This is a genomic window from Streptomyces sp. NPDC098789 (assembly GCF_044759975.1).
Taxonomy (GTDB): domain Bacteria; phylum Actinomycetota; class Actinomycetes; order Streptomycetales; family Streptomycetaceae; genus Streptomyces.
In genome coordinates this window covers 361,700-385,476 of the sequence record NZ_JBIWAJ010000005.1, presented here as the reverse complement: position 1 = coordinate 385,476, position 23,777 = coordinate 361,700, and the positions used below count along the sequence as shown (strand labels likewise).

The window sequence follows — 23,777 nt, the reverse complement described above, 5'->3', positions numbered from 1 at the left end:
CCGTGTCCCCGCCCACCGGACCGCAGGTGCAGTTCCCCAGCGGCGCAGCCTACGCGGAAGCCCTGCAGCACACGCAGCTGTGTTTCCAGCACCCCGAACTCAAGGGCGCACGACCAGAACTGACCAAGCTCGGATTGCCCCGTGCGATATCCGGCGCCTTCGCGAGCGTGTTCTCGCTGGCCTCCGCCGCCTCGGGGCAGAGGTACGCGGTCAAGTGCTTCACCCGGCACGTCGCCGATCAGGAGCGCCGCTACCAGGCCATCAGTGCCCGACTCGCTCGGCTGGACTCGGCTGAGCTGTCTCAGCATTGGAACCTCGGTTTCGAGTATCTTCCCGATGCGATCCGTGTGGGGACGGGCCTCTTCCCCGTTCTCAAAATGGAGTGGATCGAGGCCGTCACTCTTTCCTCGTGGCTGGAGGACAATCATGCGGACCGGTTCGCCGTCGACCGCCTGGCTGACCGGTTCGAAGGTCTGACCCGCGATCTGTCGGTACACGAGATCGCCCACGGTGACCTCCAGCACGGCAATCTGCTCGTTGCGAGCGATGACACCTTCCGTCTGGTCGACTACGACGGCATGTACGTGCCGGAGCTCGCCGGCCTGGGCGGGACCGAGAGAGGTCACCGCAACTATCAGTCACCCATGCGGGGGAACGACGACTTCGGATCGACGCTGGACCGGTTCTCCGCCTGGGTCATCTTCCTGTCACTCAAGGCGATCGCTGCCGACCCGGCACTGTGGAACCGGCTGCACGAACCGAGCGGCGAGTTCCTCCTGCTCGCGGAGGACGACTTCAAGAATCCGGCCGGGTCCACGGGGCTCCGGACGCTGCTCGCCCATCCCGACCGGATGGTGCGGGGCCTCGCGGACCAGGTCAGGGCCCTGGCCTTTCAGCCCCTGGACCTCCTTCCCCCGCTCGCCCGGGCCGTCCCGAACCAACGGCCTTCCACTACGGCGAGCACTTCGGTGCCGGCCCCCTCCAGCGTTGCCGCCGGTACGGGGGGACTGCCCGGCTGGATGGCCGGGCACGTCCCCGCGCGGGACGTGCCGACGCCGGCCGCGGCTGCCGCGATCGCGCCGGGCAGCTTTCGCACCCGTACGCCGCTGGACGTCATGGCAGCATTGTTGTGGCCCCTTGCCCTGGTGATGACCGTCCTGATGTTCATCGTCGGGCTCACGGCGCAAACAGCCGCGGCAGGGGTACCGCTCGTCCTCGCCGCCGCGATGACCGTGTTCGCTCGGAGCCGTCGCGCCGAGCGGTCGCAGTCCCGGGCTGTCATGGCCGTGTTGACGCACCAGCTGGGCCGGATCGAAGACCCGCAGAAGGCGGCGGCGAAGCTCCGCAAGGATCGTGCGAAGCTCGACGCGGCGGAGTCGGACCGGAGCGCCGCCTACCCCCGGGCCCAGGACAAGGTCACGGCCGAGTACCACGCCGCGCTCACGGAAGCGGAGAAGCGCAAGGCGCGCAAGCAGCGGGACACGGACAGGAAGATCGACGGGCTCTCGGACGAACTCCGCAAGGCGTTGGCCAAGGCACTTGCCGACAAGCAGGCCGCTCATGTTCGGGATCAGCTGAGTCGGAGGCTGATCGTGCAGTCGCCGCCACACGGTATCGGGCCGACACTCGCTGCTCGCCTTGCTGCTCACGGCATTCGGACGGCCGCTGACTTCACCGGCTACCGGGCTGTGCAGCACAGCCCGTACAACACCACGGGGGCGGTGCTCGTCCTGCCTGGCGGCCGGGTCGCCAACGTCCACGGAATCGGCGAGGCAAAGGCCATCGCCCTGGACGTCTGGCGCAAGGCCGTGGTCGCGTCCGCCGTGGCCAAGCAGCCGACGGCCCTCGGTCGCCCGGAGCGGCAGTCGATCGAGCAAGGTATCGGTCGCCGCCGAGCCCAGCTCACCGACCAGCGCAAGGCCGTGGAGTCCGATGCCGAGAGTGCGCGGCTGCTGGCGCGGAAGAGGTTGGACGAGGGGCAGGAGCGACTTGCCCGGGAGAACACCCTTGCCGGGGATCGGGCTCGGCAGGAGAGGCAGGAGTTCGGTCGACGCACGGTCGTGCTCCAGCAGGACAGCGCCCTTCACGGAACGCTGAGCACCGCGCTGGAGACTGCGAGGCTCCAGCAGCGCGGGCTTTCGTATCCGCGCTACGTGCGCTTCCTGTACGTCGGTCGCTGAGCCTTCGACCGGTTGGGTCGAGGGGTGCCGGGCCGCGCGTCGAACACGGTTCCATCATGTGGTGACGTCGTTGTCGGCCCGGCACGATCAGTACCCGGTGCGAATCGGCCAAGTACCAAAGTCTCTGTCGATCATGGACCGCGGTCCAGGAGGATGGTGGGCAATGGACATGACTTCCCCGCAGGTGGAGGGCCCGCCGGACGGGTACGGGCCCTTTGCGCATCTAGCCGCTCCGAACGTGCTGCTCTACCGGGGGGTGATGCGGGCCTTCCGCGTCGCCAAGGAGCGGTTCGCCGTGCATCTGCGGCCCGAGGACGTCTTCGCCGGGTTGTCCGCGGACGTACGGCCCGGCGGGCTGGAGGGGGTGGTCGGGGCGCTGGACAAGTTGGTCGTGTGGGGGAACCTGCGGGCCGATCCGGACACCGGGCGGGTCACGGCCGTCGAGGATTTCTATCGCAAGCGCTTCATCTACCAACTCACCCGGGAGGGGGAGGCGGCCGAGGAGGCCCTGGCCGTCTACGACGAGGTACTCGGGCGGCGGGGTGCGCTCCAGGCCGTTGCGCTGCACGACATCGTGACCCAGCTACGGGCCCTGCTGGTGCTCGCGGCCGAGGACGAACCGGATCCGGCCAAGACACATCTAGCGCTCGACGGGCTCGCTAGCCGCTTCGCCGCGCTCGCCGACAACGCGCGGGCCTTCATGGGGTCGCTCCAGCGGACCATCGACCTGCATGACGTGGGGGAGGAGGTCTTCCTCGCCTACAAGGACCAGCTCATCCAGTACCTGGAGCGCTTCATCCAGGACCTGATCACCCTCGGCGGCCGCATCGCCCGGCTGATCCTGGAGCTGGAGGAGGGCGGGAGCATCGAGGCGCTGCTGCGGGCCGCCGCCGCCCGTGAGGCCGCCGATGCCACGCCGCAGGAGGCCGCGCACGCCGAGCAGGCCGCGTACGAGCGGTGGGCCGGCCGGTGGGCCGGGCTGGCGGCCTGGTTCCTCAGCCGGGACGGCCGGGAATCGCAGGCCCGGCTGCTGCGCGGCCGTGCGCTCGGTGCGGTGCCACAACTGCTGGCCGTTGTAAGGTCGTTGAACGAACGCAGGGCCGGTCGTTCCGACCGGTCCGCCGACTTCCGTACGCTCGCCCGCTGGTTCGCCGAGGCTCCCGACGACGACGCCCGGCACCGACTGTGGCGCACCGCCTTCGGGCTGTACCCGGCCCGGCACCTGACCGTGGACGCCGAGACGCTGGCCGCCCGTGTCGCCCGTCCCGAGCCCGCCTCCACCCCGTGGGCCGCCGCCGCGCCGCTGCGCATCAGCCCGCAGCTGCGCCGTACCGGCAGCTATGAGCGGCGCGGCAAGCCCCGCAAGGTGGAGGACCGCCAGGATGCGCGCCGAAGGCTCGCCGAGGTGGCCGTCAAGCAGGCCGCGGAGATCGCGGCAGCGCGGGCCCGCCTGGTCACCGACGGCATCACCCGGCTGTCCGGGCTCGGTGAGCTCGATCCCGTCAGTTTCCGGCTCTTCCTCCAGCTCCTCGGGGATGCGCTGGCCACCTGGCGGCCCGGTATGACGCACACGGTGGCCACCAGCAACGACGGGTCCATGGAGATCCGGCTCACCGCCCTGGCCGACGGGTCCGTGACTGAAGTGCGCACGCAGGGCGGCGTCTTCCGTGGCCCCGACCACACCATCGAGATCATTGAACTGGCGGAAGGAGGCGACGGACGATGAGCACTCCGCTCGCCGAAGTGCTGGACGGCCAGCATGCCGCGGAGCTGCGCAAGGCCGCCCGCGCCCTGCTGAAGCAGCCCCTGCTGCTCGCCGGCGGCGCGTACGCCGACGAGTTCCGTCTCGTCCGGCGGCACGCCTCCGACCTGCGCGAGTGGTTCGACCGCAACACAGGCTGGTCCCTCCAGGTGGACGCCGAGACCGCCCGGCTGGGCAAGATACCGGCCCACCTCGCCGATGCCACCCACCCGGCCCGCGAGGCCACGCGCAGTGCCGCTCCCTTCAGCCGCCGCCGGTACGTCCTGCTCTGTCTCGCCCTCGCCGCCCTCGAACGCGGCGAGGCGCAGATCGCCCTCGGCCACCTCGCCGACCAGGTCGTCCTCGACGCCGCTGATCCCCAGCTGGCCGCGACACGAATCCAGTTCACCCTGGACCGGCGCGACGAGCGGCTCGACCTGGCAGCCGTCGTACGCCTCCTGCTCAGCCTGGGCGTGCTGCGGCGCGTCGCCGGCGACGAGGAGGCGTACGTCAGCGGCGCCGGAGACGTTCTGTACGACGTCGAACGGCGGGTGCTCGCCGGGCTGCTCGCGGCCCGGCGCGGCCCGTCCACCATCCGGGCCGCGACCCTGCACGAGCGGCTCGTCGGGCTCACCGCCGAAACGGCCCTCGACAGTGACGAGCTCCGGTTCCGCGCGATGCGCCGCTCGCTGACCCGCCGACTGCTGGACGACCCCGTGCTCTACTACGACGAGCTGACCGACGCCGAGCTGGGCTACCTCACCCGCCAGCGCGGCTTCCTCACCGCGCGCATCACCGAACTGACGGGCCTGGTGGCCGAGGTCAGGGCCGAAGGCATCGCCATGGTCGACCCCGAGGACGACCTCACCGACGTGCGGATGCCCGAGTCGGGAACCCACGGCCACGTCACCCTTCTGCTCGCCGAGTACCTCACGAGGGCCGAAGAACCGGTCGTCTCCACCGCAGACCTTGAGCGCCGCGTTGCCGCACTGGCCGCCGAACACGGAGGTTTCTGGGCCAAGTCGGCCCGTGAACCGGGAGCCGAGGGAGAGCTGGTGGAGCAGGCCGTCAGTCGACTCGCCGGCCTGGGACTCGTCTCCCGCACTCCGGATGGGGTGGTGCCGCGCCCGGCGCTCGCCCGGTACGCGGTCGGCGAGACCGTCGTGCTCGAACCCCGAACGATAGGCACTTCTCCGGTGCCCGCGCAGCGAAAGGCCCACCAGCGTTGACCCCCCGTGCCGTACTCCCGGCCCCCGCGCGCGACCGCTGGCAGCCCCTGCGGATCGGTCTCGTCGATCTTTTCCATTACGACGTGGAGGAGTTCCACTTCCGCGACGGCCGGCTGCTGCTCCGGGGGAACAACGGGACCGGCAAGTCCAAGGTGCTCGCCCTGACCCTGCCCTTCCTCCTCGACGGGGACCTGAGTGCGCGCCGGGTGGAACCCGACGGAGACGCCGGAAAGAGGATGGAGTGGAATCTGCTGCTCGGCGGTGAGCACCCGCACTCCGAACGGCTCGGCTACACCTGGGTGGAGTTCGGCCGCCGGGACGAGGTGAGCGGCGAGGAGCAGTTCCGCACGCTCCTCTGCGGACTCAAGGCCGTCAGCGGGCGCGGTATCGCCCGGCACTGGTGGGCCGTGACCGCCCAGCGGATCGACCACGCACCGGCCGGGGCGAGGTCGCAGGGGGCGCTCAGCCTCCTCGACGCCACCGGCACGGTGTTGTCCCGGGACCGGCTCATCGAGGCGGTCGCCGGACACGGGATGGTCTACGACCAGGCCAAGACCTACCGCCGGGCCGTCGACGAAGCGCTCTTCGGGCTCGGTGAACAGCGCTACGGCGCCCTGGTGGACCTGCTCATCCAGCTGCGCCAGCCCCAACTGTCCAAGCGCCCCAACGAAGTGGCCCTCTCCCGCGCCCTTACCGAAGCTCTCCCGCCCATGGACCAGGCGGTGATCGCGGACGTGGCCGAGGCCTTCCGATCCTTGGACGAGGAGAAGGACGAGCTACGGGCCGCCGGAGCGGCCGAGCGCGCGGCCTCCGCCTTCCTCGACCACTACCGGCGCTATGCCCGCATCGCCTCCCGCCGCCGCGCACGCCTCCCGCGCAGCGAGCACTCGAAGTACGAGCACCTGCTGCGTGACCTCGCCGAGGCACAGGCCGAGAAGGCCACGGCCGAGGAGGAGCGGGCGGCGGCCGATGAGCGGATCGCCGCGCTCACCGAGACGCAGACGCGACTGGAGGCCGTCGACGCGGCCCTGCGCGAGGGCCCGGAGATGCGCAGTGCTCATGAACTGGAGCGGGCTGCGAAGGCGTTGGAGCGGTGCGGGCAGGACAGCGCACGCGCGCGTGGCGACCGGGAGGAGGCCGCGCTGCGGCACACACGGGCGCTCGGCCGCCTCGGGGCGGCGGAGAACCGGCTCCGGGCCGCCCTGCACCGTGTCGAGGACGCGCTTGGGCTCGCGCGGGAGACCGCCGAAGTGGCCCGGCTGGACCTGCCCGGGGACGCGGGGTTGACGGAGGCCGAACTGCGCACCGCCGTGACCGCCGCGACCGACCGCCGCCACCGCACCCTCGCGCACGCCGAGGAGCTCGCGGACCGGGCCGAGGCGGCGGTGGCCGAGCACCGGGCCGCCGCGCTGCGGCTCGACGAGACGGAAGCCGATCTGGCGCACGCCGCCGAGGAACAGAGCGCGGCCGACGAGACCGTGACGGCCGCGGGCCGGGCCCTGGTGGATGCCGTACGCGAGCACACGGGCCGGTGCGAGGAGCTCGTGTACGCCGACCCGGTCGGATTGCTGGACGAGCTCCAGGAGTGGACCCGACACCAGGACGGGCCCTACCCGGCACGTCGGCACGGATCGGCCGCACACAGCTCCGCGGCGGCGGTACTCGCCGACCGGGCAGCGCAATCGACGCAGCGCAGGGCGGCCCTGGCTGCCCGCGCCCGAGACACGGCACAGGAGCTCGCCGAGCTGGAGGCCGGCGGCCGCCGCGGACCGCTGGCCCCGTACACCCGGACCCCTGGCCTGCGCGATCAGGTGCCCGGCGCTCCGCTGTGGCGGCTGGTCGACTTCCGGGGCGGGGCCGCGGACCAGGAGCGCGCCGGTCTGGAGGCGGCCCTGGAGGCGGCCGGGCTGCTGGACGCGTGGGTGCGGCCCGACGGCGCGGCCCTGACGGCGGAAGGTCACGACGTACTCCTCGACGCGCGGAGGGGACCGGTCGACGGGCCGTCGCTCGCCGACGTGCTGCGCCCGGCCGTCGACCACGGCGATGCACAGGCGGCCCACGTGGGTGAGGAGGCGGTGGGTCGACTCCTCGCGGCGATCGGCCTCGGCGCGGTTGCCGGGGACACGGAGGCGGGTGCCGGTCCAGGGGGCAACGAGCCGCCAGGGGAGACGTGGGTGGACCCTGACGGCCGATACCGCGTAGGCGTCCTCATCGGCCGGTGGGCCAAACCCGCGGCCGAGTACATCGGCGAGGGCGCCCGGGAGGCCGCGCGGCGCACCCGAATCACCGCCCTGCGCGGCGAACTCACCCTCCTTCAGCAGGAGGCGGCATCCGAGGCCGCGCACGCGCAGGTGTGGGAGAGCCGTCGCCGTACGCTCGACGCCGAGCTGGCCGCGGTGCCCGACGACGGGCCGCTGACCCGGGCGCACGCGCGTGCGGCGGCTGCGGCCCACACCGCGCGCCGGGCCCGGTCCCGTCGTGCGGTGTGGGCCGCCGACGTGCTGGCCGCAGCTGAACGGTCGGAGTCGGCGAGCGCCGAGCTCCAGGAGGCCGCCGCCGATCTGGGTCTGCCCCCGGACCGGCCGGCGCTGGCCGTCGTACGGCAGGCCCTCATCGACCTCGCGGCCGTCCTGGCCGCACTCTGGCCCGCACTGCGCGAGCGGACCGAGGCGGCACGGCAGGCGCAGGAGGAGCGTGAGGAAGCCGGCCGGGCAGGGGAGCGCACCGCCGAACTCGCCCTGCGCGCGGAGGACGCCGCGCGCGAGGCAGCAGCCGCGGACGAGCGGCTCACCACGCTGCGCTCGACCGTGGGCGCGGCCGTGGCCGAGCTGGAACGGCGGCTCGCAGAGACCGCGGAGTCCCTTCGCCGCTGCGCTGCAGATCAGCGGTCGACCCAGGACCGACGCACGGCGGCGGACCGGCGGGCGAACCAGGCCGAAGGCGGGATCGTACAGCTGGAGAAGGCCGTCAACGACGCTGCCGCCGCGCGTTCCGAAGCCATCGCCGCGCTCCAGCGCTTCACCGTCACCGGGCTGATCACGGTCGCACTTCCCGATCTCGCGGTACCGGCCGCCGGCGACGGGCCGTGGGCGGCCACCCCGGCCATTGCCCTCGCCCGTTCCCTCGAATCGGAACTGTCGACCACCGACGACTCGGATGGTGCTTGGGAGCGCGTACAGCGGCGTCTGAGCGAAGAGCTCAAAACCCTGCAGGACGCACTGTCCCGGCACGGCCACTCCGCCTCGGCACGAATGGTCGAGGACGGGATGGTCGTCGACATCGTCTACCAGGGTCGCGAGCGTGCGGTACCCGAACTAGCCGAAGCATTGGCGGTCGAGGTCGGCGAACTCACCCGCATCCTCTCCGCGAACGAACGTGAAATTCTCGAAACCCACCTCATCACCGAGGTCGCGGGAACCCTTCAGGAGTTGATCGCCACCGCCGAACGTCAGGTGCTGGCCATGAATGCCGAACTGGAAGGTCGACCGACTTCCACGGGCATGACCCTGCGCCTGGTGTGGCGGGCCTCCCGCAAGGCTCCCGCCGGCCTCGCCCAGGCGCGTGGCCGACTGCTCCAGACCGCCGATGCCTGGACTTCCCAGGACCGGGCCGCGGTCGGTGAGTTCCTCCAGACGCAGATCGCCCGTCAGCAGACCGAGGACGCGGCCGGCAGCTGGCTGGAACACCTCACGGCGGCGCTCGACTACCGTTCCTGGCACGAGTTCGCCGTCGAGCGGCAGCAGCACGGCCGCTGGGTGTCCGCCACCGGTCCCGCTTCCGGAGGCGAGCGTGTCCTGGCGGTCTCCGTGCCCCTGTTCGCCGCGGCCTCCTCGCACTACGCGAGCGCGGCCAGCCCGTACGCACCACGGCTGGTCACCCTGGACGAGGCGTTCGCCGGGGTCGACGACGACTCGCGCGCCAAGTGCCTCGGTCTCCTGCACGCCTTCGACCTGGATGTGGTCATGACCAGCGAGCGGGAATGGGCCTGCTACCCGCAGGTGCCGGGCATCGCCATCGCCCAGCTGTCCCGCGTCGACGAGGTGGCTGCCGTTCTGGTCACCCGTTGGGAATGGAACGGCACGGCCCGTACTCGTCATGAGGACCCGGTGCGGACGCCGGACCCGGAGCCCCTGTGGACGTGAACAGGGCTCCGGTCGACGAAGCCCGCCTGCGCCGTCTGCTCGGCGGGCCCGATCTGGCCTGGCTGGTGGAGCGCGTGCGCCGCCGGCTGGAACGCGGGCAGCCGCTCACGGGACCCGTCTCGCTGGCCGCGCCGAACCCGGCCCAACGGGTCGCGGCCGAGCGGTTGCTGGGCCGGGCTCCGGGTGGTGGCAGGGCGTTGACGGTTCGGCTCGACACCGTGGACGCCGTACTGGTCAGATCGGGTATCAGCCCCGAGGGCCTGAAGGTGGCCGTGACGACGCTCACCGGGCCCGTCGTCCCTCTTGATGAGGTCCGCCGCAGTGAGGAGCAGGCCTGGGCGGAGGCATACGCTCCGCTCACTGCACTCGCCGGGGAGGTTCCGGCCCTCGCGGAATGGGCCGCCCGGGTGTGCGAAGGCGGCCTCCTGCTGCGACGTATCGCCGCTACGCCCGAGGCCGCTGGACCGCTGCTCGACCAAGTGGCCCGCGTCCTGCGAGAGCTGCCGGCCGAGCCGCCGCGCTCCCTGTCCGTGTTCGCCGCGGACGTCCTGGGCAGCGCCCACGCACTGGACGACGGGACGCCCGCGGCGACGCTCTGCATCTCGGGCATCCGTGTGCTCACCGGACACCCGGACGGGGCGGGCGGGGCTTGGCGGCGGGCCGCCTGGGCCTCCGCGGGCCTGCTCCGTGACGACGTCTCGTCCACGGTCCTCACGCTCAACCTCCGTGGGACCCCGGCTTTGGATTGGATGGCCGAGACGGGGGAACCGTGCGTTCTCACCCTTCGCCAGCTCGCCCACCGTCCGCCCCGGACCGCGCCGCCGGTGGTCCACATCTGTGAGAATCCCGCCGTTCTGTCGGCCGCGGCCGACACCCACGGCCCCGATGCCCTCCCGCTGGTCTGCCTCCAGGGCCAGCCGTCGGCTGCCGCCCTGGCCCTCCTGGCACACCTCCACGAGCTCGGTGCCACCTTCCGCTACCACGGCGACTTCGACTGGGGCGGCCTGCGCATCGCCACGACGCTGCACCAGCACGTGCCGTGGCAGCCCTGGCGCTACTCGGCCGTCGACTACCGGGCTGCCGTGAAGGCCGCCCATCACGCTCCGCGGCCCCTGACCGGGGTCGTGGCCCCCTCGCCATGGGACCTGGATCTGGCGCCGGCCCTCACCGAACACGGAGTGCGCATAGAGGAGGAGGCGGTACTGGATGTGCTGCTGAGGGACCTCGCGGGATGAGGTAGCGCGACACGTCCGGGCCCCGGATGAGAGCGAGGGGCTACAGGCCGTGCTGGTCGAGCATCGCCAGCAGCTTTCGTTTGTTTGCGTCTTTGGTCGGCACGCAGGGTGGTCATGTAGGTGGTGCACCCGCGCTCCGTGGCGAGGGTCCGGTGGCAGGCGCGGGCGCTCGCATGCGAGGTCGGGCAGGCGTTTGTCGGGGCCCTGTTCGGGGTCGGCCTACGACAGGCGGGGTCCGTTCCCCGTCACCGGGCCGCCGCTGCGTCTCGGGGCCGGCGGCTCGCCACCTAGCTTGAATCCCGCAGCCGGGACGAACTGCTCTCTCTGGTGAAAGAGCACATCGCGGGCAACCGTCAGGCCGGGACGGGCGCCCCCTGCGGTGGATGATGATTCTGCCGCGGGAGGCGCCCTTCTTGGTGGGGGTGGTCGAGTCGGTGCGGGCCCCAGGCGCGCCCCGGCTTCTTGCTCATGGGTCAGTCGAGGATGTCCGGGAGTCGTTGCGTGTCGGTGTCTCGCAGGGTGTTGCGGGAGCTGGTGGTCGCGCCGAGGGCCCAGTTCGAGAGGGCCATGGAGTCCGCGTAGCGTTCTTCGTCGTTCAGCAGGACGCCGATGATCGTCTTGCCGTTGCGGGTCACGGAGAAGACGAGGCACTTGCCCGCGGCCGTGCCGGTGCCGGTCTTGACGCCGATCGCGCCCGGGTATCCGTACCCGGTGGGTCGCGCGCGGACGAGCAGGTTGGTGTTCCACCAGGTGGCGAGGGTCGACGTGCCGCCGGAGCTGTAGGAGGTGGTCTTCACGACCGACTGGAACAGGGCGTTGCCCATCGCGTACCGCGTGAGCGTGGCGAGGTCGCGCGGGGTCGTGAGGTTGTTGCCGGTCGGTGAGATGCCGTCGAAGGAGTCGTAGACGGTGTTGGTCATGCCCAGCGACCTCGCCTTGGCGTTCATCTTCGAGATGAAGTCCGCCCGGCGGGCCGCCGTGGTCGAGCCCGCCCCGAAGGTGTCCGCGAGTGCGTACGCCGCGTCGCAGCCCGACGGGAGCAGCATCGCGTACAGCAGCTGACGGACGGTCGGTGTGGCACCCAGCTTGAGGGAGGCCGAGCTGGCGCCCTCCCGGTAGACGTAGTCCAGGTACGTCTGCTTGATGGTGACCTTCCGGTTGAGGTCGAGACCGGCAGAGGTCGCGACCACCACGGCCGTCATGACCTTCGTCGTGCTGGCCATCTGCCGTTTGGTGTCGGGGGTCTTGGAGGTGAGCACGGCCCCCGTGGCGCCGTTGATGAGGATCGCGCCGCGCGCGCTGACGGGCGGGGCGGCGGTGGCGGCGTGGGCGGGCGTCGAGACCGTGAAGAGGGCCCCGACGAGGGCCCCCACGACAAGGCTTGCGGTACACGCGGCCCGGGTGCGCCGCCTCAGGTTCGTTGTCACGTCAATCCCCGATTCCGCCGAAGGACTCTTTTCTGAGGGGGAGTTGCGGACAGCTCTGCCGTCCGCTGCTTCCCCTCGGCGAGATTAGGCCTCCGGGCGGGGGAGCGGGAGACCTTCCGCAGTGCGGGATGGGGAGTTGTGCGTCGCCGTGCCCTGCCGTCCCGCCTCCACGAACACTGCACCTCTGACGGGTTCCCGCATTCAGATCAAGATCGACCGGAGCGCGCGCCCGCGTCCGCCTCGGCTTCCCGGCTCGTCATGTCAGGCGGGCCGGGTGGTGATGGTGCACAGGCGTTTGGTGGCTCGGGTGAGGGCTACGTAGAGGTCTCTTTCGCCGGCGGGGCGGGAGGTGGTGATTTCTTCGGGGTTCAGGACGATGACGCCGTCGAATTCCAGGCCGCGGGCTTCGGAGGCCGGGACGATGCGGGCGTGGGCGGTGATGTCGGGGGTGGTCAGTTCGCTGACCCTGGTGTCCGCGCAGATCACGGCCAGGAGTTCGCCCGGGTGGGCGGAGCGCTGGGCGCGGAGTTCCCGGGTGAGGGCGGGGATCGTTTCGTGGGGTGGGGTGGTGACGGTTCGAGGGGGTTCGCCGGTGCGCAGGGAGCGGGTGGGTTGTTGGTCCGGGGCGATGCGGGTGAGCAGGTCCCGGACGCTCTCCAGGATCTGCTGGGTGGTGCGGTAACTGACCGTCAGGTTGTGGAGGTTGAAGCGCGGTCCGATGTGAGGGCTCAGGGCTTCCTTCCAGTCGCGCGCCGTCGCGACCGGGCCCGCCTGGGCGAAGTCGCCCACCAGGGTCATCGCCCGGGACGGGCAGCGGCGCAGGATCATCCGCCACTGCATGGCGGTCAGTTCCTGGGCCTCGTCGACGACGACGTGTCCGTACGTCCGCTCGGGGGGACCGGTGACGAGGCTCGCCGCCTCGTCCAGCAACGGCACGTCGGCGTCGGTCCACGGGGCGTCCGGATCGCGCAGGAGGAGGGAGCGGTCCCGGGAGGGGAAGTGGGGCAGGTGCCGGGCGAGGGCGTCGGCGTTCGTCAGGAGCGCCTGTACGAGGTCACCGGGTGTCAGCCGGGGCCACAACGCCTCGACCGCGCGGTCGACGCCGGCGTCGTCGAGGAGGTCGGCTCGGAGGGCGTCCAGGTCCAGTTCGTGGACCGGAACCGGGTCGGCCGCGCCTTCGACACGGCGTCCGGCGGCGCCCGTGAAACGGTCCAGGTCGATCCCCGTCATCCTTTCGGAGTCGGCGTCGATCTGCTCCAGGACATCTCCCATGTCCCGTTGCATCGCGTCGGTGACGGCGTCGACCAGGAGTTCCGTGAACACCTGGCGGGCGGGGTTGTGGCCGGGTGCGGCTGCCACGGCGGCGTCGCGGGCCGTCGCCACTTCGCTGGCGGACAGGTGGACCAGTTCCTGGCCGACCCGCACGGTGAATTCGCCGGCGGGGGCTTGGTGGACGCGCAGGAGAGCGGCCAGGGCGTCGGCGAGGTCGCGAGCACCCTTGAGGCGCGCCGTGTCGAAGGGGTCCACCGGGGCTGCCGGGTCCGTGGATACTGCGGCCAGTTCGCGGCAGGTCGCCAGGACGACGTCGTTCTCGCCCAGCGAGGGGAGGACCTGGGAGATGTAGTCGAGGAACCGGGCGTTCGGGCCGACCACCAGGACGCCCTCCTCCGCGGCGCGCGGGAAGGCGTACAGGACGTACGCCGCCCGGTGCAGGGCGACCACCGTCTTGCCGGTGCCGGGTCCGCCCTGGACCACCGTCACCCCGCGGTGGGCGGAGCGGACGATCTCGTCCTGCTCGGCCTGGAGTGTGGCGACGGCCGCCTGCATCGTGCCCGTACGCCGCGCCGAGAGGGCCTCGATCAACGGGCCGTCCCCGACGACGTCTTCGGCGGTCGGAGCGGTCCCGTCCAGCAGTTCGTCGCTCACCGAGACGACCGTGCGCCCTTCGAGACGCAGGTGCCGGCGGCGCCGCAGATCCATCGGGTGGACCGGTGTCGCCTCGTAGAAGGGGCGCGCCGCCCTCGCGCGCCAGTCCACGAGCAGCGGCAGTTCGTCCTCCGCCGTGTGCAGTCCGATCCGGCCGATGTGCAGGGTCGTGCCGTCCCTCCCGTCGATGCGGCCGAAGGTCAACCCTTTCTCGGCTCCCTCCAGTCGACCGATCTCCTTGGCCAGACGCTCAGCGGCGATTTCTCGCTCGTACGTCTCGCCGGGGCTATCCGCCGGGGCCTTCAGCACGCTCGCCCGGTTCGCCCGCGCCTCGGCGAGCCGCTCGCCGAGCAGCTCGTACAGGTTGGAGACGTATTTCCGCTCCGATTTCACCGCACGCACGACGGGGTCATTCGTTTTTGACAACACGGGCTCCTTCGATTCGAGCCACACCATAGGGTCGAAATTCCTCGAAGGTAAGTCTTGAGTTATATGGGGAGTTGTGGCCTTGCGGGTGAATTCATGGCGCCGCTTTTGATTTGCGGACCTAATGGAATTGTGCCCTCCCCGTGGAGGGGTCAGCCCAGGGTGAGGGGGAGGGACGTGAGGCCTCGGGTCAGGCGGGTTCGGCGCCAGGTCGGGGGGGTGGCGGGGGTGGTGAGGTGGGTGTTCGGGAAGCGGGTCAGGAGGGTGTGGAGGGCGATTTCGGCTTCGGCGCGGGCCAGGGGGGCGCCCGGGCAGCGGTGGATGCCGTGGCCGAAGGAGAGGTGGGCGGTGGCGTCGCGGTCGAGGCCCAGCCGGTCCGGGTCGGGGAAGGCCGCCGGGTCGCGGTTCGCGGCGCCGGGGGCGATGAGCACCGGGTGGCCGGCCGGGATGTCGACCCCGCCGATCCGGAGGTCCCGGGTGCTGTGCCGGAAGGTGGCCACGCTCACCGGGGAGTCGTAGCGCAGCAGTTCGTCGAGGGCGCCGGGGATCAGCTCCGGGTCCCGGCGCAGGCGGTCGAACGCCTCGGGGTGGTGGAGCAGGGCCAGGACGGCGTTGCCGATGAGGTGGGTGGTGGTCTCGTGCCCGGCGACCAGCAGGAGGGCGGCCAGCGAGACGGTTTCGTCCCGGTCGAGGCCGCCCTCGGCGCAGTCGCGCACGAGGGAGTGGAGCGGGCCCTCGCCCGGCGTGGCGCGGGCCGTGTCGACGAGGTGGGTCAGGTAGTCGCCGATGTGGTGCGAGGCGGCGTCGACGCGGGCGGTGTCGGTCGCGTCGAAGAGGTCGTGGGAATGGGCGGCGAGGGTGGCGCGGTCGGCTTCGGGCACGCCCAGCAGTTCGCAGACGACGGTGACCGGGAGGGGTACCGCCAGTTCCGCCACCAGGTCGACCTCTGTGCCCGGTCGCCACGCGGCGGTCAGGTCGTCGACGACGCGAGTGATGAACGGGCGCATCTGCCGGACGCGGCCGGTGGTGAACAGGGGCGTCGCCACCCGCCGGTGGCGCGTGTGCTCGGGGGGATCGCTCGCCAGCATGTTGCGGGAGATCGCCGGGTGCAGGTCCCGGTTCGAGGGCTTGTCGGCGAAGAAGCGGACCGTGTCCTTGGACAGGTGGGGGTCGGTGAACGCCTCGCGGGCCTCGGCGTGGCCGGTGATCAGGTAGGAGTGGTGTCCGCCGGAGCCGGTGGGGACCCGCCCGACGGGACAGCCCGCGCGCAGCCCGGCGTAGGTGGGGTAGGGGTCGGCGAAGAAGCGCGGGTCGCGCAGCGGGTCCTGCCGGGGGGCGCTCACGAGGCCGCGCCCGCGGTCTCGGGCTCCGGGCGTGCCGGGTGGGCCGCGTAGGCGCTCGCCACGAGCAGCAGCCACGCGGTCTCCGCCGGGAGGTCGCCCTTGCGGGAGCGGGTGCCGGCGGCGGGCGGGGCCTCGTCGCCGTCGAGGGGGAGGCCGGTGCGCTTGGCGTGGACGGCCGCGGCGATGACCGCCGCCTCCACCTCGGCGTCGCCCTCGGGGGTGTCGGCCCTGCCCCCGCGTGCGACCTCGGCGGCCGCGGCGTCCCGTACCGACGCCTGCCGGTAGCGGCGCAGGGCCAGGACGCAGTCGTTGATCTCGATGACCCGGCGGTGCAGGTGGAAGTCGAGGTCGTGGGCGTCGGCGTCGGTGTCGGTGTTGCCCGGGTCCAGCACGACCTCGGGGACCGCCGAGGTGACCTCGCGCCACAGGGGTTCCAGTGCGGTGAAGGAGGTGCGTTCCCAGCGGCGCCGGCGCAGTTGGCTGAGCGGCCACAGCAGGGCGGGGAGGGTGAGCCCGAGGGTGATCAGGAGCACGGCGACGGCGGGCGCGGTCACGCTGAAGGTGCAACGGAACGGGGTCACCAGGGTCGAGCACCGGGCGCCGTCGGGCACGAGCCCCAGACCGAGGCCGATGGAGACCAGGGCGAAGAGCTTGTACGCGGCGTAGACGAGGGCGAAGCCGCAGCCGACCGAGGTCGTGCGCAGGCCCCAGCGCTGACTGCGGCGGGTCGAACGGGAGGACTGGGCCCAGGTCTGGAGCAGGAAGTCCTTGGCCGTGTACCCCAGGTAGGAGATGTAGATGAGCACGTAGCACGCGTACAACACCGGTTTGCGGCCGGTGAGTTGCTCGGCGACGAAGAATGCGGTCATGCCGGCGACGCAGAGCGCGAGGGCGATGACGCGCAGCCGGATCTGCCGCTGGGCCCGCTCGCGGTCCAGGTTGAGCTGGAAGAGGAAGGCGAGCACGGAGGTGGCCGCCGTCAGGGTGAAGGAGTTGCTGAGGAGCCGGGCGACGTGGGGGACCACCGATTCGACCGCGTGCTCCACGGCCGGGGCGTAGGAGGCGAAGGCGAGGGCGAAGGAGGTCAGCAGCGCGGCCATCGCCCAGCTGCCCGTGGGCCGGTGCCCGCCGCGTCCGCGCACCCAGTACGCGGCGAAGCACAGCAGCACGACGGCCGTGCCCGAGAAGAGGATGTCGATCATTTCCGGTGGCGTTTCTTCCTGTGTGGCTCGGCGAACAGGGCGTCCCAGCTCTCGGCGCCGCTCGCGGGCCGGCTCGACGGGGCCTCGCGCCCCCGGTACATGAGTTGTCGGATCACGCTGGCCATCACCTCGGCCTCGCGCTCGTCCTCGCTGGTGTAGCTGGTCCGGCCGGACATGCGCTGGACGAGGGTGGGGTCGAACCCGATCGCGCGCAGGGTGTCCCGGTCCAGTTCCAGGCTGCCGGGGTGGTCGCAGATGATGTGGCTGATCTCGTGGGCGAGGATGTGGTTCTGGTGGAGGGGGGAGGTGGCCTCCTCGTAGAACAACAGGTCGGCGTCCGGGGTCTCCAGGCGGATGCCGCACGGAGCGTCCGCGGCGCCCAGGGTGCTCAAGGGGCGCAGGATGATGGGGCGTCCGCGTTGTTCGGCCACGGCGTCGCGCAGGTCGCGGGTGCTGAAGCGGTGCGGGAGCCCGAGCGCCCCGACGCGTGCCTCACACGCGGCGCGAAGCTGCTCAAGGTCCATGTCCTCACTCTGGTGGCGCCGGTCGGGGGTGGTCGGCCGCGGCGGACCCCACCCCGGAAGTCCGCTCCATGCGCCCCCATGCTGACATGTTCGCGACTCCACTTCGCGGTCGGGGGTCGCCGCGCACGCGCCTCGCGGCGCGGCTTGTCGGGGTTGTCCCGGGACATGGCCGATGCCCCCCTGTCGTGATGATCGACCACGGGCCGCCTTACGGGGCCCCAGGGGGGTGGAACGTCGGGGCGGATCGTGCGAGCGGCGCCCGATGCGCGGTTCAGTTGTTGCGGTCCAGTCGTCCGCGGTCCAGCTGTCCGCGGTCCAGCTGTCCGCGGTTAGATCGTCCGCGGTTCGATCGTCCGCGGTCAGTCGTCCAGGTTCAGGCCCAGGTCCTGGGCGGGGTCGTCGGCGGCGAGTCCTTCGAGCTTGCGGGCCTGTTCGATCACGGTGGACAGCATCTTCAGGCTGTCGATGCTCAGGCCGTTGGCCCGCAGGGCCACCTTGCGGACGTCCTGGTCGCGCATGGCGGCGAGCAGGTCGATCTCCGCCCGGGTGCGTTCGGCCGCCGCGCTGTCGACGAAGTAGCCCGCCGGTACGCCGAAGAAGTCGGCCAGGGCCTTGATGGTGTGGCGGGTCGGGTTCCGCTTGGCCCCCGTGCGCAGCTGTTGGATGGCGCTCGCCGTCACCCCGCGGCCTTCTCCGGTCGCTGCCTTGAGGATCCCCTCGGCTACCTCCGCGTAGGTGTAGGGCCCCCGGGAAGGGGGGTGCACCGTGCGGAAGAGGTGGTCCAGAAGCTGGGCGAAGGTGGGTGACTGGTCATCCTCCACGTACACGTCCTCCTTGGCGTGATGCCGAGCCTTTGCCCACCACAGTGTTTCTCGAAGCCCATCGGGCCGGCTCCGGCAACACTTTGGTTGACGCCGGACAGTCACTCTGGTGTACGTTACCAATGCTTCGTCGCCACTGGAGTGTTGAGGGGAGCGGCGGCGACGCCGGGGCGGGGCTGAGCTTCACGGGGGTGAGCTCGGCCGACGGCCCGGCGCCCGGACCACGGGCCCACCGCGCGCGGACCTCCGCGCGGGACCGTCAGGGAGCAGGGATCGCCGCCACCGGGACCGACCGCAGGGCGACGGGGGAGGTCATGGCCCGGGCCAGCCGCTGCTGGAAGGCGAGCTCGGCGGCGAGGTCGCCCGGTGCGATGACGACGGGCGTCTGCGGCGGTTGCTCCGGCGGCTGGTCGCGGCGCTTGGCCTCGATCGCGCCGAGGAGCTGGCCGGCTTCCACGACGGCCGCGAGCTCGTCGCCGCGCAGGCCGGCGGCTTCGGCCTCGGCCCGGACGGCGCGGGCGATCTCGGGGTCCATCCAGGTGCGCAGCTCCCATTGGGCGTCGCGGATCTCGATCAGCATGCGGTACAGCCGGGTCTGCAGGTCGAGGGTCGGGCCCATGGGGATGACCGGTTCCGGTACCTCCGCGGTGAGCGTGCGGTGGAGCGGGGTGAGGGCGCGGTAGGCCCGCCGGTTGCGCAGCCGGTCGCCTGCGGAGGTCAGGTGCGGGCCCCAGTCGGGCAGGATCCACCCCACGGTCTGGATGATGACGGCGATCCCCACGCCGAGTTGGGCGATGGACTCCCACGACCGCCCGGACCCGCCGAACTGCGCGGCGATGAGGTCGGCGGTGCGGCAGCCGGTGTAGACGAGCGCGAACGGCAGGGTGAAGGCCACCATGCGCAGCCCGCGGCGCAGCCAGGCCGACGGCGCGATCTTGGAGTACCGCCACCCCATCACGCCGATCTCGACCTGGTTCGCGGTGAAGGCCGCGAGGTAGACGGCGAGGTAGGCCGGCATGTACTGGGCGTGCGTGACGGCGAAGTCGTCCGGTGTCTCGCCCTGCGCTGTCGCTCCGGTGAACAGCACGGTCATGGTGATCAGCACCAGGGCGAGCGCCAGGATGCGGGGCAGCGTCTTGCGCCGTGCGGCCTCCGGTCCGTGCGTCAGGTGGAGCAGCACGAGCTGCTGACACGCGGTCATGACGACGACGCAGCTCTGGCTCAGCAGCCCGGAGAAGTTGACGATGCCGACGAAGTCGCTCGTGGCCGCCCATACCGAGGGGGTGGACACCGTGAAGATGATGAAGAGGAGGAAGAAGTTGGCCACGAGCGCCACTTGGGTGACGGAACGGTCGGTGCGCAGGACCCGCGACTTGTAGACGAGTGCAAGGAGGGCGACCGTCGAACACAGCGGGTACAGGAGGCTATTCATTGCACTTCTCGTGGGTCGGGGATTCCAGGGCGGCCAACCGCTCGACGATGGCCCGGGCTTCGGGGGGCACCGGCCATGTGCGTTGGCCTCCCCACGCGTTGATGCGCTGGCCGATCAGCGAGCCGACGAGCTCGGCCTCGATCTCCGCCTCCGCGTCGGAGTGCTCGCGCCCCATGACGCGGCGCACCAGGCCGGGGTCGAGGGAGGGCATCAGGAGTCGGGACGCGTCGGTCGACATGACGGGCGACGCGTCGTGGTCGCACAGGACGTGGCCGATTTCGTGCAGGATCACCTGCTGCTGGTGGATCGGGACGAGGCGCTCTTCGACGAAGATGTAGTCGTTCGCCTCGGTGGAGACCCATAACCCGTGCGGACCGGCGGCCGGCAGTGGGAGGGCGGCCACCCGCACCGGTCGCCCGCGCAACTCACCCAGGTGTTCGCAGAGTTCCCCGATGGTCAGGTTCTCGTCGAGGCGCAGGCCGAGGCTGAGCACCCGCTCTTCGCACCGCTCTCCGAGCGTGCTCGCGCCGCGCGCGCGGGGCTTTAATCGCCAGCGCACGACGATCACGAAGCTCCGGCGTCGGGCGTCGCGTCGTCGCTGGTCACGGGCACTCCTGCAGGGTCGGCATGAGTGGTATCTGAACACAGCGTTCCGGCCGCGTCCAGGGCAGAACAAGACAGTTCGTCATATGGCAATAGCTCAGGCAGATTATTTTTTGCCATATTCCAGAATTGCCGTCAGGAGTCTGTCAGAAGCCCGCGCCGAGCCCGTGCGGAGCCCGTGGAGAGTCGGTGCGGAGACCGCGCCGAGCCCGGGTGGCGCTCGTCAGGCGGTGGGTTCCTCCTGCGGGCCCACGGGGAGTCCTTCCAGTTCGCGCACGCGGTCGATCACTTCGGTGATCGAGCGCAGGGTCTTCTCCGACAGGCCGACCGAGCGCAGGGCCACCCGCTGCACGTCCGCGTCCCGGAGGGCCGTGAGGAGGGCCAGTTCGGCATTGACCGTGTCGGTGACCCGGTTGTCGAAGAAGTAGGCGGGCGGGACGCCGAAGAACGTGGCCAGCCCCTCGATGTGCCGCATCGTGGGGTTGTCGCGCTGTCCCTTGCGGAGCAGCCAGATGTAACTGCCCGAGATCGGCACGCCGGTGGCGGTGATCGCGCGGGCGACTTCTTCGGTGGTGTGGGGCGCCCGGCCGGCGGGGGCCGTGCTGGCGAACAGGTGGTTCAGCTTGTGAGCCAGGCTGTTCGCGGGCCCAATCTCCAGGTCGGTCATGCGCGTCCCGTCTTCATTGGTCGGCTGCATCCTACCCTCCGACTGACGTGTAAGTCGAAAGTTGGCGAATCCAACGTCAGTTGACTCGGGTGAGGCCGCAGGGTTAGCGTCGCCGAGCGGGTGTTCGACTGAGGTGCGACGACGTGGCCGTTCAGTTGAACACCAGTGGATAGTAGGGGCGGTTCGACCTCACGCCCCATCGTCAGACTTCGCACCTGGGGAGCGAATGGCCAGCGAGTCGATCCGTGCCATCACCACCGCGAGCGGTATGCCTCGCCAGACCGTCCGCACCCGGACGCTCGGCGAGTGCCTCCTCGACGCGGAGAGATGCGGCTGCCCCGGCGCGGCTCCGCGCCCGTGATCTGGGACGTGGCCCCCGGGTGTTGAACGGCGCCGCGCCCGCGGCCCCGGCGGCCCCGGGAGAGCGCCAGCCCGTTTCCGCCCCTTCCTAGTGCTGTGACGCGGCAGACCCTTCCGGTCACGGCACCAGCCTGCCGACCGATGTCGGCGGGCCCGCCACCCCTGCCCACCCTTCCTCGTCCAGGACGCGCTGTCCGCCCACCGGCGTGCCGCGGCTCCGTGCCCGGCCGAAGTGCTCCGGGAGGGCGCGGCTCGGCGTGCGGTCGAGGGAAGTCGAGGGAATCCGACATGACCACGTGAGTACGACATGACCGCGTGACCACGACATGACTACGGGACGGAGCCGTATGGCCGCCATCACATTCTGAAGACATTCGAAACACCTGAAGACAGGCGAATGACGCACGGCGTGACGCACACCGCGATGCGCAGGGCGAAGCAGCAGCGAGCACGGGGGATACACATGCAGCAGACGATTGCCGCGCCAACACAGCCATTACGACGAACAGAGGCCTCGCTTCCTTTCCTTCACGGACGGCAGGACGGCGCCGCAAAGGCGGACCTGCACATCACCTTCCAGGTCCTCGGCCCCCTGGAGGCCTGGGTCGGGCCCCGCAGGGTGGAGATCGGCGGGCCCCGGCAGCGGATCGTGCTGGCGATGCTGCTGCTCGCGCCCGACCGGGTGCTGTCGATCGACCAGTTGGTGGAGGCGGTGTGGAACGGCCGGCCGCCCGCGACCTGCCGCACCCAGATCGCCATCTGCGTCGCCAGCCTGCGCAAGGCCTTCCAGGCCGCGGGGCACACCGAGGAAGTGATCGTCACCGCGGCGCCCGGGTACCTGTTGCGCTCCTACGGGCACCGGATCGACGCGGTGGAGTTCGCGTCCGGCGTGGAGGGCGCGCAGACGCTCGCGCAGCGCGGGGACACCAGCTCGGCGGCCGACGTGCTGGGCCGGGCGCTCGGCCTGTGGCGGGGGCCGGTCCTGGCGGACATGTCGAGCCCCGTCATCGAGACGGAGGCCGAACTGCTCGAACACCGGCGCCTGACGGCGTACGAGCAGTACGCGACCCTCCAGCTCCAGCTGGGCCGGCACCGCGAGATCATCGCCGAGCTCACCGCCCTCGTGTCCGAACAGCCCTTGTGGGAACAGGCGCGGGCCGCCCTCATGCTCGCCCACTACCGCTCGGGCCACCGGTCCGAGGCCCTGGCCCTCTTCCGGCAGGCGCAACGGGTCTTCCGCGAGGAGATCGGGCTGGAACCCGGCCGGGTCCTCCAGGACCTGCACACGGCCATCCTCCAGGAGACCTCCGGACTGATGCCGGTCAGCGATGTGGTCGGGCCGCTGAGCGTCGGTTCCGCACTGCCCGAACTTCCTCCGGGCGCCGCCTCGTTCATCGGTCGGGAGCGCGATCTGCACGCCCTCGACGGTCTGCTGCGCCGAGCCCGCGGGGGTGTCTCGGCCGTCGGCCTGGTCGTTGGACGCCCCGGCATCGGCAAGACCGCCCTCGCGCTGCACTGGGCGCGCCGGGCGGCCCACGCCTTCCCCGACGGACAGATCCACGTCGACCTGGAACGGACCGGCACCGCGGACGCCCCCGCGGCCCTGCTGCGGGCCCTCGGCATGTCCGACTCCCAGATCCCCACGGAATACCAGGACCGGCTCAGGGAGTTCCACCGGCGGGTCGAGGAGCGCCAGATCCTGGTGATCCTCGACGGCGTCCCCGACGACACCGTGGCGTACGAGCTCGTGCCCAAGGCGGGCAAGTGCAGCGTCCTGTTGACCAGTCGCCGGGTGCTGGCGACCCCGGCGCAGGTCCGGTTGACCCTGCAGGAGCTGGCGCCGGCGGACTCCGTGACGCTGCTCGGCTCCCTCGTGGGCGACGGGCGGGTCGAGGAGGACGCCACCGCGGCGCACCGCCTCGCCTCCCTGTGCGACCACGCGCCGCTCGCCCTGTCCGCCGCGGCGGCCCGGCTCATCGCCAAGCCCCACTGGCGCCTGTCCCACCTGCTCACCCGGCTCGGCGACCCCCGGCACCGGCTGGAGGAACTCTGCACGGGCGCGCCCATGCTGCGCCGGTCCCTGGACGGCGTGTACCGCTCGCTCTCGCGCGAGGCCGCTGCCCTGTACGTCCGGCTCGGGCTCGTCTGCGGCGAGCGGATCGGCGTCTGGGTGGCCCAGGCGCTCCTCGACACCGACCCCATGGACGCCCAGGGGCTCCTGGAGGAGCTGGTGGACGCCACCTTGATCGAGGTCTCCGACACCGGGCCGGACGGCTGGTTCCGTTACCGCCTGCCCGGTCTGCTCTCCCTGCACGCGGAGGAGACCGCCCACCAGGAGATGACCGCGACCGCCCGCACGGCGGCGTACGAGCGGATGGTGGACGCCGAGGCCTCGCACGCGAGCGATAGCACGTCGATACCGGCCCTTCGTAGGGTCAGCTGACGGCACCCCGAACGGCCCCGGGACTCGCTCCCGGGCCGGCGATCGGGGGAGGGGTGCCGTCCGCGGTGACGGCTCG

General features: G+C 71.5%; 15 protein-coding genes. 6 read left to right on the top strand and 9 right to left on the bottom strand.

The window, feature by feature from the left end:
- Positions 1-2 precede the first annotated feature (2 nt).
- The 5 genes from ACIQWR_RS14060 (at position 3) to ACIQWR_RS14040 (ending at position 10,527) form a co-directional block, all read left to right on the top strand.
- Complete coding sequence (locus ACIQWR_RS14060) at positions 3-2,180, top strand: hypothetical protein (RefSeq protein ID WP_404008253.1); 2,178 nt, start codon at positions 3-5, stop codon at positions 2,178-2,180.
- 169 nt (positions 2,181-2,349) lie between these two features.
- Entirely contained in the window at positions 2,350-3,906 is a 1,557-nt protein-coding gene (locus ACIQWR_RS14055; RefSeq protein ID WP_404008500.1) for a TIGR02677 family protein, read from the top strand.
- Positions 3,903-5,150 (top strand): TIGR02678 family protein, encoded by a 1,248-nt coding sequence (locus ACIQWR_RS14050; RefSeq protein WP_404008250.1) that lies wholly within the window; start codon positions 3,903-3,905, stop codon positions 5,148-5,150. Before ACIQWR_RS14055 ends, ACIQWR_RS14050 begins: the two co-directional genes overlap by 4 nt.
- Complete coding sequence (locus ACIQWR_RS14045) at positions 5,147-9,292, top strand: TIGR02680 family protein (protein WP_404008247.1); 4,146 nt, start codon at positions 5,147-5,149, stop codon at positions 9,290-9,292. Before ACIQWR_RS14050 ends, ACIQWR_RS14045 begins: the two co-directional genes overlap by 4 nt.
- Positions 9,289-10,527, top strand: coding sequence for a TIGR02679 family protein (locus ACIQWR_RS14040; RefSeq protein ID WP_404008244.1), 1,239 nt, complete (start codon positions 9,289-9,291; stop codon positions 10,525-10,527). The genes ACIQWR_RS14045 and ACIQWR_RS14040 overlap by 4 nt, the downstream gene beginning before the upstream one ends.
- A 473-nt stretch (positions 10,528-11,000) precedes the next feature.
- Here ACIQWR_RS14040 and ACIQWR_RS14035 read toward each other — a convergent pair whose 3' ends face one another.
- From ACIQWR_RS14035 to ACIQWR_RS13995, 9 genes are all read right to left on the bottom strand, one after another.
- Positions 11,001-11,900 carry a D-alanyl-D-alanine carboxypeptidase family protein gene (locus tag ACIQWR_RS14035; protein WP_404008241.1) on the bottom strand — a complete coding sequence of 300 codons (900 nt, stop codon included), beginning with the start codon at positions 11,898-11,900 and terminating at the stop codon, positions 11,001-11,003.
- A 315-nt stretch (positions 11,901-12,215) separates the two neighbouring features.
- Positions 12,216-14,306 carry a HelD family protein gene (locus ACIQWR_RS14030; protein WP_404008238.1) on the bottom strand — a complete coding sequence of 697 codons (2,091 nt, stop codon included), beginning with the start codon at positions 14,304-14,306 and terminating at the stop codon, positions 12,216-12,218.
- 152 nt (positions 14,307-14,458) lie between these two features.
- Positions 14,459-15,649 (bottom strand): cytochrome P450, encoded by a 1,191-nt coding sequence (locus ACIQWR_RS14025; RefSeq protein ID WP_404008235.1) that lies wholly within the window; start codon positions 15,647-15,649, stop codon positions 14,459-14,461.
- Positions 15,646-16,851 carry an MAB_1171c family putative transporter gene (locus ACIQWR_RS14020; RefSeq protein WP_404008233.1) on the bottom strand — a complete coding sequence of 402 codons (1,206 nt, stop codon included), beginning with the start codon at positions 16,849-16,851 and terminating at the stop codon, positions 15,646-15,648. The genes ACIQWR_RS14025 and ACIQWR_RS14020 overlap by 4 nt, the downstream gene beginning before the upstream one ends.
- Positions 16,848-17,375: a regulator component gene (locus ACIQWR_RS14015; protein ID WP_404008230.1), complete on the bottom strand. Its 528-nt coding sequence runs from the start codon at positions 17,373-17,375 to the stop codon at positions 16,848-16,850. The genes ACIQWR_RS14020 and ACIQWR_RS14015 overlap by 4 nt, the downstream gene beginning before the upstream one ends.
- A gap of 359 nt (positions 17,376-17,734) precedes the next feature.
- On the bottom strand, positions 17,735-18,196 hold the full coding sequence (locus tag ACIQWR_RS14010; protein WP_404008227.1) for a helix-turn-helix domain-containing protein: 462 nt from the start codon (positions 18,194-18,196) through the stop codon (positions 17,735-17,737).
- Positions 18,197-18,455: 259 nt separating this feature from the next.
- Positions 18,456-19,628, bottom strand: coding sequence for an MAB_1171c family putative transporter (locus tag ACIQWR_RS14005; RefSeq protein ID WP_404008224.1), 1,173 nt, complete (start codon positions 19,626-19,628; stop codon positions 18,456-18,458).
- Complete coding sequence (locus ACIQWR_RS14000; protein ID WP_404008222.1) at positions 19,621-20,196, bottom strand: ImmA/IrrE family metallo-endopeptidase; 576 nt, start codon at positions 20,194-20,196, stop codon at positions 19,621-19,623. Before ACIQWR_RS14000 ends, ACIQWR_RS14005 begins: the two co-directional genes overlap by 8 nt.
- 258 nt (positions 20,197-20,454) lie before the next feature.
- Positions 20,455-20,928: an XRE family transcriptional regulator gene (locus ACIQWR_RS13995; protein WP_404008220.1), complete on the bottom strand. Its 474-nt coding sequence runs from the start codon at positions 20,926-20,928 to the stop codon at positions 20,455-20,457.
- Between the two features lie 793 nt (positions 20,929-21,721).
- On the opposite strand from ACIQWR_RS13995, the gene ACIQWR_RS13990 reads away from it, so the two are divergent.
- Complete coding sequence (locus ACIQWR_RS13990; protein WP_404008218.1) at positions 21,722-23,701, top strand: BTAD domain-containing putative transcriptional regulator; 1,980 nt, start codon at positions 21,722-21,724, stop codon at positions 23,699-23,701.
- The last annotated feature ends 76 nt before the right edge of the window (positions 23,702-23,777 follow it).

Coding starts and splice junctions, on each gene's coding strand:
- ACIQWR_RS14055 (WP_404008500.1), top strand. CDS start 2,350: ATGACTTCCCCGCAGGTGGAGGGCCCGCCGGACGGGTACGGGCCCTTT.
- ACIQWR_RS14050 (WP_404008250.1), top strand. CDS start 3,903: ATGAGCACTCCGCTCGCCGAAGTGCTGGACGGCCAGCATGCCGCGGAG.
- ACIQWR_RS14020 (WP_404008233.1), bottom strand. CDS start 16,851: ATGATCGACATCCTCTTCTCGGGCACGGCCGTCGTGCTGCTGTGCTTC.
- ACIQWR_RS14015 (WP_404008230.1), bottom strand. CDS start 17,375: ATGGACCTTGAGCAGCTTCGCGCCGCGTGTGAGGCACGCGTCGGGGCG.
- ACIQWR_RS14005 (WP_404008224.1), bottom strand. CDS start 19,628: ATGAATAGCCTCCTGTACCCGCTGTGTTCGACGGTCGCCCTCCTTGCA.
- ACIQWR_RS13995 (WP_404008220.1), bottom strand. CDS start 20,928: ATGCAGCCGACCAATGAAGACGGGACGCGCATGACCGACCTGGAGATT.
- ACIQWR_RS13990 (WP_404008218.1), top strand. CDS start 21,722: ATGCAGCAGACGATTGCCGCGCCAACACAGCCATTACGACGAACAGAG.